This window comes from Microbispora hainanensis, assembly GCF_006874475.1.
Classification (GTDB): domain Bacteria; phylum Actinomycetota; class Actinomycetes; order Streptosporangiales; family Streptosporangiaceae; genus Microbispora; species Microbispora hainanensis.
On the sequence record NZ_VIRM01000008.1, the window covers coordinates 1 to 12,040 of the forward strand.

Consider the following 12,040-nt stretch of genomic DNA (forward strand, 5'->3'; position numbering starts at 1 on the left):
CGCATGGCCTCGCTGCCGGTGTGGCCCGCGTCGTCCACCACGACCAGGCGCGCGTCCGGCCAGGCCTGAGCGAGCTGCCAGGCGGTCTCCAGCGGTCCCCCAAGGTCGAGGCGGCCGTGGACGAGCACACCGGGGATGCCGGCCAGCCTGTGCGCGTCGCGCAGCAGGACACCCTCCTCCAGCCAGGCGGCGTTCGAGAAGTAGTGCGTGCAGATCCTGACGAAGGCATGCAGGGCGGCGGAAGGCCGGTCGCTGTAGGCGTCCGGCTTGCCGTTGACCTCGTGCGCGATCACCGCGTCCTCCCACGCCACCCAGTCGCGAACCGCCTTGGCCCGCACGCCGGGATCGGGGTTGGACATCAGCCACGCGTAGGCGGTGACGAGGTCGCCGTCACGCCGGTCTTCGGGAACGCCGGAGCGGAAGCGCTGCCATTGCTCAGGAAGGAACCGGCGCACTCCCCGGTAGAGCCAGTCGATCTCGGAGCGGCGGGTCATGGTGACGCCGGTGATGACGATCTCCGACACTCGCTCGGGGTGGGCCTCGGCGTAGGCGAGGATGAGCGTCGATCCCCAGGACCCGCCGTGGAGCAGCCACCGCTCGACTCCGAGGTGCTCACGCAGCCGCTCCATGTCCGTGATCAGATGATGAGTGGTGTTGGTCGTCAGATCGGCGGCCGGGTCGCTCGCGTGGGGCAGGCTGCGGCCGCAGTTGCGCTGGTCGAACAGGATGATGCGGTAGCGCGCGGGGTCGAAGGCCCGGCGCCGGCCAGGGGTGCAGCCCGAGCCGGGGCCCCCGTGGACGACGAGCGCGGGCTTGCCCTCGGGGTTCCCGCAGACCTCCCAATAGACGAGGTGGCCGTCGCCGGTGTCCAGGTGCCCGTGGTCGTACGGCTCTATGGCGGGATACACGCCGAAGAAACTACAGTGGCGCGCATCGGCGGGACGACCGGTTTCTTCCGTCGGCGGTCAGGCGTCCCGGACAGGAAACGGTGACCGGGAGGACAGGCCAACCTAGCGCCTTTCCCGAGCGCACGTTCGGAAAAATGTCAGTCCTCGTCGCTATTGTCGAGATATGGCCAACGTCATTCGGCACTCGCTGACCGCCGAGGAACTCGCCGCCCTCGCCCTGTCGCTCGCTCACCTCGGTGCCGGCCCGCAGTCGGTCACCGCCCGGCGCGGTCTGCGCCACGCTTTCGAGCACCTCGATCTGGACGACGACGTCATCGCCACGACCCTGACCACCCTGACCACTCCGCTGCCCACCGACGTCGCCCGCCGGGCGCGGGCGGTGGCCAACGCGATCACCGCGCGCCTGGTGATCCGCATCCAGTATCACGACGCGGCGGGCCGGATGACGGTCCGCGACGTCGAGCCGGTGACCTGCCTGGTCCACGGCGAGTTCTGGTATCTGGTGGGCTGGTGCCGCATGCGCCGCTCGATCAGGGCGTTCCGCTTCGACCGCATCCTGGCGGTGGAGCCGACCGACCTGCCGGCGCGTGCTCACCTGCCGCAGCGCTACCTGCCGTTCCAACGCCGCTCGCGGGCCGGTCGCCCGTCCGCGGCCTGAAGACGCTCCTGACCCGGCCGCCCGGCTCCGCTCCCTGACCCTGCGGCCCGGTCACGCCGCCCGCGGGCGTGGCGCCACGCCCGCGGGCCGCACGGCCACCCGCGCCTGCGGCCGGCATCAGACCGGAGACAGCCTGGGGCAGGCAGGGGCAGCCCGGAGAAGGCACAGGACAGACGCGGCTCAGCCGCCGCAGCAGCCACCGCCGCAGCAACCGCCACCCCCGCCACCCGAGGGACGGGCGGCGGAAGCCCCGGACGCCCTGCCCGTGACGGCCACCGTGGACAGCAGCTTCACGGTGTCGTCGTGGCCGGAGGGGCAGACCGCCTGGTCACCGGCCTCAGCCATGGGACGGTTGAGTTCGAACGTCGATCCGCACGCGCGGCAACGGTAGTCATAGCGAGGCATGCGTCCAGATTAAAGCCAGGCCCGGCGTACGCGGGCGTCCCGGAGAGGCGGCTCAGCCGAAGTGGATGGTCGCGTAGTCGGCGATGGGTCGGAAGCCGAGCCGCTGATAGATGGAGTTGGACGTGGGATTGTCCAGATCGGTGAACAGCAGCACCTCGGTGGCGCCGTCGTCGAGCGCCTTCCTGCAGGCCGCGTGGGTGACGGCGCTGCCGTACCCGCGCCCGCGCAGATCGTGCGGGGTGTAGACGGGCCCGATCCGCGACATGCCGGCGATCGGCGCGGAGACACCGGCGATGGAGACGGGCCGGTCGTCGTCCTCCCACACGATCAGTTCCTCCCGGTTGACACGGGCGGCGACGACCGGAGTGGGGTCGGCCGTGCGCTCGACGTGCGCCTCGCGCTGGAACTCCCGGATGAAGCACACGGCCGTCGGCAGGTCGCCGGGGCCCGCGACCCGGGGCTTCCCCGGCGCGGCGGGAGCCCGCAGCGCGCCGAGGCGGTAGAGCCGCTCGGCCCGGCGGCGTGTCTCCGGCCGCCACCACGCGGCCGCGAACGCCTCGGAGACGGCCACCGGGCCACCGACCGCGAGCACGTTGTGATCCAGCTCGATCAGGTCGCGTGCCAGCAGGGGAAGCGCCGCGAGCGGGACGTCGCCCAGCGCGAGCGGATAGGGCGGGGTCTGGCAGGCCGCCCCCGCCACGGTGTCGCCGTCCTCCAGCCAGGCCAGCAGGGGATCGGCCGTGAACTGACCACTGCGGATCCCGCGCAGCACGGTCAGCATGACCGTGTTGCGGACGGGATCGCGCAGCAGCCAGGGCTCCGCCGCCGCGGCGTACTCCTCCACGTCGGCGGTGATCGTCCACCTCATGACGTCCACCTCATGGCGTCGCCCGTCAGGCCGCCGTCTCCGACAGGTAGGGCGCCCACTGCGGATCGCCGTCGAGTTGCGCGCCGATGAGCCGCCAGTGCGCACCGTGCGGCACCACCGGGGCCACCCGCAGCGCCCAGCCGATCTCCTCCAGCAGCCTGTCGGCCTTGCGGTGGTTGCACGGCGTGCACGAGGCGACGCAGTTCTCCCACGTGTGAGGGCCACCCCGGGATCGCGGGATGACATGGTCGATGGTCTCGGCCCGCTGGCCGCAGTAGGCGCAGCGGAAGTTGTCCCGGCGCATCAGCGCGGCCCGGGTGAGCGGGATGCGCGTCCGGTAGGGGATGCGGACATAACGCCGGAGCCGGATCACCGATGGGACGTCGAGCGTGCGCGTGGCCGAGCGCAGGACCGCGCCCCGGCCGTCGCGGTGCACGACGTCCGCCTTCTCTCTCAGCACCAGGATGACCGCCCGGTGCAGGGAGAGCGTGGTCAGCGGTTCGTATGTGGCGTTCAGGAGCAGGACTTGGCGCATCAGCCGGCCTCCACAGCGGTCTCGGCTGTGCGCCTGGGTTGTGGCCCCGTCGGTTGGGACCCGGGTGCTTCCGTCACAGGGACCTCCGCCGGACGGCCCAGCGGATCGTCACCACGGCACCGCCCTTCACCAAAGTGTGGCCTTTTCGGCGGCCCCTGCGCCACCCCATAAAGGGTCTAGGAGGTGAACGACTGGGACGCCTGCTGCTTCTATGCCCAGGTGTTCACCCCTTTATTCCCGTCTTGGCCGGGTACGGCCGATGTACCGTCGCAGTCGTCCGGCTGTTTTAAAGTGCCAGCATGAGCCGAGTGCCGTACCCGCCAGCCCGCCGTGACGACATCGTCGACGATCTCCACGGAACGCCCGTCCCCGACCCGTACCGGTGGCTGGAGGATCCGGACGATCCGGCGACGAAGGAGTGGCTGGACGCGCAGGAGACCCTCTTCCGCTCCGCCGAGCTCGAAGGGCGCGACCACTTCCGCGAGCGGATCGCCGAACTGCTGCGTTCCGGGTCGGTGGGCACGCCGTCCTGGCGCGGCGAGCGCCGCTTCTTCACCCGCCGGGCCCCCGATCAGGAGCACCCGGTCCTGTACGTCGCGGACGGCGACGGCGAGCGGGTGCTGCTCGACCCCACCACCCTCGACCCCTCGGGCCTGACCACGCTCGACTCCTACCAGCCGGACAAGGAGGGCAACCGGCTGGCGTACCAGATCTCGGTCGGCGGTGACGAGGAGTCGCGCCTGTACGTCGTCGACGTGGCGACCGGAGAGATCATCGAGGGGCCGATCGACCGCTGCCGCTACTCCCCCGTGGCCTGGCTACCCGGCGGGGAGGCGTTCTACTACGTGCGCAGGCTGGCGCCCTCGCTGGTCCCGGCCGGCGAGGAGCAGTATCACCGCCGCGTCTACCTGCACCGCGTCGGCACCTCGCCCGACGACGACGTGCTGATCTTCGGCGAGGGCCTGGAGAAGACCAACTACTACGGGGTATCGGTCTCCCTCGACGGCAGGTGGCTGTCGGTCTCCGCCTCGCGGGGAACCGCCCCGCGCAACGACCTGTGGGTGGCGGATCTGGCCGCCTCGTCGCCGGAGGCGCCGGAGCTGGTCACCGTGCAGCAGGACGTCGACGCCCAGACCGGGCTCCACTTCGGCCGCGACGGGCGGCTCTACGTCTTCACCGATCTCGACGCCTCGCGTGGACGGGTCTGCGTCACCTCGCCGGAGACACCCGGCCGTGAGCACTGGCGCGACCTGATCCCCGAGGACGCCGAGGCGGTGCTGTCCGACTTCGCGATCCTCGACGGCATGGCCGAGCCGGTCCTGCTCGTCGGCTGGACCCGCCACGCGATCGGCGAGATCTCCGTCCACGCCCTGGAGACCGGCGAGCGGATCGGCGAGGTCCCGTTGCCGGGGCTCGGCTCCATCGGAGGGATCTTCGAGCGCCCGGAGGGCGGGCACGAGGCCTGGTTCAGCTACACCGACGGCATCACCCCGACCGCCGTGTACCACTACGACGCGCTCACCGGCGAGACCTCGCTCTGGGAGGCGCCTCCCGGCGCGGTGGAGGTGCCCGAGGCGACGACCGAGCAGGTGGTCTACCGGTCGAAGGACGGCACCGAGGTACGCATGCTGGTCACCTCGCGCCCCGGCTCCGGGCCCCGTCCCACGATCCTGTACGGCTACGGCGGCTTCGGGGTCCCGATGACCCCCGGCTTCTCCGCCACGACGCTGGCGTGGGTCGAGGCGGGCGGCGTCTACGCGGTCGCCCAGCTCCGCGGCGGCGGCGAGGAGGGCGAGCAGTGGCACCGCGACGGCATGCTCGGCAAGAAGCAGAACGTCTTCGACGACCTGCACGCCGCGGCCGAGCACCTCATCGCCACCGGCGTCACCAGCCGGGATCAGCTCGCCATCTCGGGCGGCTCCAACGGCGGCCTGCTCGTCGGCGCGGCGCTCACCCAGCGCCCCGACCTGTACGCGGCCGTCGTCTGCCTGGCCCCGCTGCTCGACATGATCAGGTATGAGAAGTTCGGTCTCGGGGCGACCTGGAACGTCGAGTACGGCTCGGCCGACGTGCCGGAGGAGTTCGCCTGGCTGTGGGGCTACTCGCCGTACCACCACGTGCGTGAGGGGGTGTCCTACCCGGCCACGCTGTTCGCCGTGTTCGCGTCCGACACCCGCGTCCATCCCCTGCACGCGTGGAAGATGGCGGCGGCCCTGCAGCACGCGCAGGCGGGCGACCGCCCGATCCTGCTGCGCAACGAGACCGAGGTGGGGCACGGCGCCCGGGCCGTGAGCCGGTCGGTCGAGCTCTCGGCCGACCAGCTCGCGTTCCTGGCCCGGCACACCGGCCTGAAGGTCGGCTGAGGCGCGGAGGTCAGCGCGGGAAGATGACGGTCTTGTGGCCGTCCAGCAGCACGCGGTGCTCCGCGTGCCAGCGGACGGCCCGGGCCAGCGCCTGGCATTCGAGGTCGCGACCGATCGCGGCGAGGTCCTCGGGCGAGTGGGTGTGGTTCACCCGCGCGACCTCCTGCTCGATGATCGGCCCCTCGTCGAGGTCGGGCGTCACGTAGTGCGCCGTGGCGCCGATCAGCTTCACGCCGCGGGAGTACGCCTGGTGGTAGGGCTTGGCGCCCTTGAACGACGGCAGGAACGAGTGATGGATGTTGATCATGCGCCCGGCGAGCTTGGCGCACATCTCCTGTGAGAGCACCTGCATGTAGCGGGCGAGCACGACCAGGTCGGCCTGATAGTGGTCGACCAGCGTGAGGATCTCCGCCTCCTGCCGGGGCTTGGTGTCCGGGGTGACCGGCAGGTGGTGGTAGTCCACCCCGTACGACTGGGTGAGGGGACGCAGGTCGGGGTGGTTGGACGCGACGCCCACGATCTCGATGGGCAGCAGGCCCGAGCGCACCCGATAGAGCAGGTCGTTGAGGCAGTGATCGAACCGGCTGACGAGCACGAGCGCCCGCGTCCGCACCGCGAGGTCGAAGAGCTGGAACTCCATGGCGAACTCCGACGCGAGCGCGGCGAACTCGGCCTGCAGCTCGTCGACGGCGCGCCCGCTGGAGAACTGCACGCGCATGAAGAACCGCTCCTCGACGGGGTCGCCGAACTGCTGGCTCTCGATGATGTTGCAGCCCTTCCCGGCCAGCAGCCCGGAGACGGCCGCGACCACTCCCGGCCGGTCCGGGCAGGACAGGGTCAGCACATATTCAGCGCTCATGCTCAGATCCTCGACGGGTGACGGTATCGGCTACAAGGGTAGGGCCACCCGGTCGGCACACGCGGGCCCACAGCGGCGGGGACGGCGGACGCGGGGCCGGTAGGCCGCTGGCGACCGGGACGGCAGGTCGGTGGAGGCCAAGACGGCCGGTGGAGGCGGGGACGGCGGACGGCGGGGTGGCCGTCCGCCGTGAGCGCTCCCCCCGCGTCAGCCCTCCTTCTCGTGCCGCTCCAGCGCCGCCCGCACGTCGGGGTCGTCCGGGGCCAGGGCCAGCGCCCGGCGCAGGTCGAGCAGCGCCTCCCGGCCCCGGCCGAGCGCGTCGAGCGCGGTGGCCCGGTTGAAGTACAGCGCCGCGTCCTCGCCCAGCTCGATCGCCCGGGTGAGGTCGTCGACGGCGCCCCGCGCATCGCCGGTCTCGAACCGCAGGGTCGCGCGGTTCGCCCAGGCCGAGGCCAGGCGGGCGTCGGCGGCCAGCGCCGCGTCGAAGGCCAGGGCGGCCTCCGCGTAGCGGCCCGCCTCCGTCTCCAGCTGCCCCAGCACGCCGTGCAGGTGCGCGTTGCCGGGGTCGAGGGCCAGCCCCGCCTCGACGTCGCGCCTGGCGGCCTCGTGCTCGCCGAGCATCTCCAGCACGCCGGCCCGGTTGACGTACGCGTCGAGGTAGCCGGGGTCGAGCTCGATCACGTGGTCGAGGTCGGCCCGGGCGCCGTCCAGGTCCCCGGCGGCCAGGCGCAGCTCCGCCCGGTTGTAGTACGCCTCGGGCAGCGGCGGGCTGACCCGCATCGCCGCCTCGTAGTCGGCCAGCGCCTCGTCCGTACGTCCCATCTCGAACAGCAGGTTGCCCCGGTCGAGATAGTGGTCGGGGAAGCCCGGGTCGATCGCGACGGCGCGGTCGAAGTCGGCCAGCGCCTCCTCCGGCCGGCCGAGGCGTGCGAGGAGCTGCGCGCGGTTGCCGAACAGCACCATCCGGTGCACGGGGTGGGTGTCCGGCCGAAGATCGCGCTCGGCCAGGTCGATGGCCGACTGCACCAGGCCGAGCGCCTCGTCGGTCCGCCCCTCCCGCAGCTCGATCAGCGCGCGGCCGTTCTGGTCGAACCCGAGCTTGAAGGCTCGCGTCCGCCGGTCGGGCAGCAGCGTCGAGATGGCTATCGCCTCGTTGATCCAGGCCCTGGCCCTGGCCAGGTCGCGCCGCGCAGGATCGCGGTCGCGCGCGTCGAGCATCGCCGTGCCGTAAGCGGCGGCGGCGTGCACGGCCGGATCGACGCTGACCCTGCGCGCCTGGTCGTACAGCTCCTGCGCGTACGCCCGGCGGCCCAGCCCCGCCAGGGCCGTCGCGGTGCGGTGGGTGAAGCGCCACCACAGGTCGGACCCCGGCTCCACCAGCCGCAGGCCGCGCGAGCCCAGCTCCACAACTGCGTGCAGGAGCCCCTCGGTGACGCAGTGGTCCACCGCGGCCCACAGGGCCCGCGCCGCCGCGTCCACGTCGCCGCCGTGCTCCAGGTGGTACGGCACCGCGCCCAGGGCGTGCTCCGCCGCCGCGGGGTCGGCCATCAGCTCGGCGGCGCGCCGGTCGTGCCGGTGGGCCCGTTCCTCGGGCGGCAGCGACAGGTAGGCCCGGTAGGCCCGGGGGTCGTCGGAGGTGCAGTCAGAGGCGACGTAGTCGTCGGGCGGCCCGCCCTGGGCCCGCGCCTCCACCAGCCGCGTGCCCTCCCCCGTGTCCTTCCATGGGGGCTCCGGGGAGCCGAGGGCCAGCGTCAGATCCGGCACCCGGCGCGCCAGGACGCGCAGCAGCTCGCGGTCGGCCGGGTCCGCCTCGTGCAGGTTGTCCACCAGCAGCGTCCGCGGCCCTTCGAGGCAGTCGCGGACGAACTCGGCGATCCCGTTGGCGATCCGGAGCGTACGGCGCGGCGCGGGCACGAGGATCCGCTCGTCCTCGGTCAGACGGGCCTCGATGGTCTGCCGTCGCGCCGGCACCAGAGGGCGCAGGCTCGGAGCGACGGCGCGGATCTCGATGTCGTGTTCCGCCACCAGGCCCGGGGAACGCTCCAATGCGACCGGGACGAGGGCGCGCAGAATCGCGCCACCGATCGTGTACGGACCGCGTAGCCGTCGGTGCCCGTTGACGACGGGCGCCACGGAAGGCGGCACCTCCGTGGGAAGCGCGAGGAGGGCCGCCACGCGGTCCCGGGAGAGGTCTCCCCGGACCCAGATGTGGCTCGGGTGGACCCTCACCCCTTGTGGATCACGCTCGAGGTGCCGCTGAGCTTGGTCGTCCCCGGCTTACGGATAATGATCTTCTTCATCATGCCTCTTTCCCCACTCTTGCGGACAAGGCACAAGTATTCGCACAGATCAGCTATCCGCCAAGGGATGGAAGCATTATCTATCGGGAGAAAAGTGGCGAGACGACGGCATTTAGCTGCTTCTCGATATAAATCACCACGTTGTCGCCGCGTACCTCGCGTCGCAGCTCCCGCCACCCGGATTTGCGATAGAGCTCCAGCGCGGCTACCTGACGCATAGTGGTGTCGCCGCGCAGGGTGCTGTAGCCGAGCCGGCGCGCCCGATCCTCAAGCTCCTGAGTGATCCGTGCGCCGTAGCCACGCCGCTGGTGGTCGGGATGGACCCGGAGCCGGCACATCTCGGCCGTGCCGGCGTCGATGCGCCGCAGGCCGCCCATCGCGACGAGCCCTGCTCCAGGCACCTCCCCCACCAGGAAGTCGCCCCCGGCCCTCAGGTAGACCTCGGTAATCCGGGGGAAGTCGTCGTCGTAGTAGACGCCGTCACCCGGCACGACGCCCACCTGGGCCAGGCCGATCTGATGGAGGGACCACACCGCGTCAAGGTCGGACCAGCGGTATCGCCGGATCCTCAACGGCGCGGGCCCGCTCTCCCCGCCCCTCACGGGATCTCCCGGCTCGAGATCTCCCGCCAGCGCGTCTCCTCCTGCCACACGTCCTCCTCGGTACCCACGTCACCCGGCGTCCCGCAGCAGCTCCGGTGGGACCTCGACCCGGCTCTCCTTGAGCATCTCGCAGAAGGCCTGGAGCCGAGCCGAGTCGCCGTGCTTGGCCCTGATCTCCTTCACCAGGTCATATGCCGGTCTGAGCAGCAGGTCGGTCCGGTAGTCCTTGTCGACCAGCTCGATGGCCTCCTCGCCCAGCTTGAGCGCGGCGTCGACGTCGCCGTCGATGAGGCGGCACATCGCCCGGTCGAACCGGATCAGGGTCTGGTCGAGCAGGTCCTCGTCGGTGTATTTGTCGAGCGCCTGCTGCAGGATCACGTCGGCCTCGACGGTCTGCCCCAGCTTCACCAGGACGTCACCCTGGTAGAAGTAGAGCTGCCGCTCGGTGTAGCCGAACGCCGGGTCCTCCCGGTCGCTGTCGTTCATCTGCTGGAAGGCCGCCCTGGCGCGGTGCAGGGCCCGCTTGGCCTGCTCGACCACCTCGTGGCGCGAGCCGTTGACACCGGCGATCTTCGCCAGCGCCCTCGCCTCGACGACAGGCGCCATGGTCCGCGCGGCACAGGGGGTGTGGCCGGCGAGGTCGCGGCTCTTCTTCGCCAGCGTGAGCGCCTCACGCGGGTCGCCGTAGTAGAGCGGCACCAGCGCCTCGCGGGCGGTGACCCAGGCCCGCAGGGCCCGGTCGCCGGTCTCGTCCGCCGCCATCCGGCCGGTGCGGAAGAACGAGCGGGCCATCCGCTGGTCCCCGAGGTCGATCATGATCATTCCCGAGAGCCCGGCGAGCTGGGCGGCCATCCGGCACAGCCGTTCCTGCACGTCGATGGGCTGCCGGCGGTCCAGCGCCTTGCGCACGGCGGTGAACTCCAGCATGACGTCGCAGAGCAGCCGTACGGGCGGGGTGTTCATGTACTGCCGCCCGAAGCCGAACGTGGCCTGCTCCCACTGGTCGAGCATCGCCGGCGAGACGGTGGCTGTGACCATCGTCTCGTCCATCCGCCGGCGGAGGTTCTCCACCGCGCCGAGCACCTCTTCGTTGAGCTCCTTGAGCCCGACCGACCCGACGGCGCCGCCGGCGAGGAGCCTCAACAGCGTCCTCCGTAGCACGTTCTCGTCCTCCTCGCCCCCGTCCACCGGATGGGTGCCGCCGCCCGACGGGGCGGGCGCAGCCCACGGAGCGGGTGAAGTGATATTTCTGTCCTGTTCCGAGCCCCCGCCACCTGATTCGCCCGGATGTCCGTGGCCGCAGATGCACGGGCTTTCGAACCCGAGGGCCAGGGGCTCCACCCGGTAGACCGAGCACAGGTAGTGGAGATACTCCGGGCCGGGCCGCTTCATGCCCGACTCGTACGCGGACAGTAGCGTCTCGCCGATGCCGGGGACGGCTTTTCCGTCCTTCTCGAAGAGAGCGCGCACCTGCTCGATCACGTCGGCGAGCGCCACACCGTGTGAGAGGCGATGTGCCTTGATGCGAGTCGTGCCGAACTGCGCTCCGCAGTCTTTGTGGATCTCCTCTGCGATCTGGGCCAGGCTGCGCCCGGCGGCCAGGCCCCGCGCCCGGATCCGGCGCGCGATCTCCGTCTCCCTGTGTTGCCTGCCGGACATTCCGGCCCCTCTCTCGTGGCCGGCCGCACTCGCAGCCCGTGGTCTCGAGCGGTCCTCGCTTCGTGACGGAGAGTGACTTACTCGTCGCACTCCGCCGACACCATAATGATGGACCATAGTTGGCGCGGCCAAGCCCCCAACATGAACGTGCCGACTAAGGATCGTCTCCCGATAGGGGTTTTCTTTCAACCAACATGGGTTTTCCTCCACCTCAGGGACTTCTCGCCATCGTTGACCCGAGCACTTCCGTGAGCCATCTTGGGCGCACCAGAGTGAACAGACGGGAACGGAAAGTACACATTCCGCCCGCGAACGGAAATGAAGGAGGACCTACGGTGGGGGAGGACGATTTCCGGCACCTGGAACATCTGGTGGCCGAACTCGATGCGCGGGGTCTGCTCGCGCGAGTCGTGCGCACCCCGTCGGGCCGCGCCTACGTACGCGTGATCAACCCCGACGCGACGAGCCTCACGGAGAACGTCGTCTGCCAGGCGGCCGACTACTGGTGGTCCTGGGGTGAACGGATGCACCGGGCGGACGACCCCGCCGGAGCGGCCACGAAGGTGGCCCGCGTGCTTGCCGCGGTGAGCGAGTAGGGGAAGGCGGCGGCCCCGAGGTGAGAACCGGCGAGAGCGCAGGCGCCGTGGGCCGCCGCATCCACCGCGGCTTTGAAGGGGTGGGCAGGACGCCCGGTGCGGAGCGTGGTCGTCGCGCCGCCCCGGTGCGACGGCGACGCTGCGGCGTCCCGCCCGCCCCGACCCCGCCCGCGCCCCGCGGGCGGGCCGACCGGTCCGCCGGTCGCCACGAACCGCCGTCCGGCCCTGTCGAGCAGGTGGGGCCGGACGGTGATCGGGGGGGATCCCCACTTGGAGAACGGCGTCGG

11 protein-coding genes are annotated in these 12,040 nt (G+C 71.3%); 3 read left to right on the forward strand and 8 right to left on the reverse strand.

What is annotated here, in order from left to right; translation table 11 throughout:
* A partial coding sequence (gene pip / locus FLX08_RS08740; protein ID WP_142617723.1) for a prolyl aminopeptidase occupies positions 1 to 908 on the reverse strand: 908 nt, incomplete at its 3' end.
* 163 nt (positions 909 to 1,071) lie between these two features.
* On the opposite strand from pip, the gene FLX08_RS08745 reads away from it, so the two are divergent.
* Complete coding sequence (locus FLX08_RS08745) at positions 1,072 to 1,566, forward strand: helix-turn-helix transcriptional regulator (RefSeq protein ID WP_142617724.1); 495 nt, start codon at positions 1,072 to 1,074, stop codon at positions 1,564 to 1,566.
* 180 nt (positions 1,567 to 1,746) lie between these two features.
* Here FLX08_RS08745 and FLX08_RS08750 read toward each other — a convergent pair whose 3' ends face one another.
* Genes FLX08_RS08750 through FLX08_RS08760 form a run of 3 tightly spaced genes read right to left on the reverse strand, consistent with a single transcriptional unit; the run spans position 1,747 to position 3,374 of the window.
* Complete coding sequence (locus FLX08_RS08750; RefSeq protein WP_142617725.1) at positions 1,747 to 1,971, reverse strand: FmdB family zinc ribbon protein; 225 nt, start codon at positions 1,969 to 1,971, stop codon at positions 1,747 to 1,749.
* 52 nt (positions 1,972 to 2,023) lie between these two features.
* Positions 2,024 to 2,839 (reverse strand): GNAT family N-acetyltransferase, encoded by an 816-nt coding sequence (locus FLX08_RS08755; protein WP_142617726.1) that lies wholly within the window; start codon positions 2,837 to 2,839, stop codon positions 2,024 to 2,026.
* A 25-nt stretch (positions 2,840 to 2,864) separates the two neighbouring features.
* The gene (locus FLX08_RS08760) at positions 2,865 to 3,374 is read right to left on the reverse strand and encodes an HNH endonuclease (protein WP_142617727.1); all 510 of its coding nucleotides are present in this window, start codon (positions 3,372 to 3,374) and stop codon (positions 2,865 to 2,867) included.
* A gap of 299 nt (positions 3,375 to 3,673) precedes the next feature.
* On the opposite strand from FLX08_RS08760, the gene FLX08_RS08765 reads away from it, so the two are divergent.
* A complete protein-coding gene (locus tag FLX08_RS08765) occupies positions 3,674 to 5,737 on the forward strand; it encodes a prolyl oligopeptidase family serine peptidase (protein ID WP_142617728.1) in 2,064 nt (687 codons plus the stop codon).
* Positions 5,738 to 5,747: 10 nt separating this feature from the next.
* On the opposite strand, the gene purU is transcribed toward FLX08_RS08765, so the two are convergent.
* From purU to FLX08_RS08785, 4 genes are all read right to left on the reverse strand, one after another.
* Complete coding sequence (gene purU / locus FLX08_RS08770) at positions 5,748 to 6,596, reverse strand: formyltetrahydrofolate deformylase (RefSeq protein ID WP_142617729.1); 849 nt, start codon at positions 6,594 to 6,596, stop codon at positions 5,748 to 5,750.
* A 207-nt stretch (positions 6,597 to 6,803) separates the two neighbouring features.
* A complete protein-coding gene (locus tag FLX08_RS08775) occupies positions 6,804 to 8,729 on the reverse strand; it encodes a tetratricopeptide repeat protein (protein WP_244312496.1) in 1,926 nt (641 codons plus the stop codon).
* A gap of 247 nt (positions 8,730 to 8,976) precedes the next feature.
* On the reverse strand, positions 8,977 to 9,546 hold the full coding sequence (locus tag FLX08_RS08780; RefSeq protein ID WP_244312497.1) for a GNAT family N-acetyltransferase: 570 nt from the start codon (positions 9,544 to 9,546) through the stop codon (positions 8,977 to 8,979).
* A gap of 21 nt (positions 9,547 to 9,567) precedes the next feature.
* A complete protein-coding gene (locus FLX08_RS08785) occupies positions 9,568 to 11,157 on the reverse strand; it encodes a helix-turn-helix transcriptional regulator (protein ID WP_142617731.1) in 1,590 nt (529 codons plus the stop codon).
* A 335-nt stretch (positions 11,158 to 11,492) separates the two neighbouring features.
* On the opposite strand from FLX08_RS08785, the gene FLX08_RS08790 reads away from it, so the two are divergent.
* On the forward strand, positions 11,493 to 11,753 hold the full coding sequence (locus tag FLX08_RS08790) for a hypothetical protein (protein ID WP_142572173.1): 261 nt from the start codon (positions 11,493 to 11,495) through the stop codon (positions 11,751 to 11,753).
* Positions 11,754 to 12,040 lie beyond the last annotated feature (287 nt).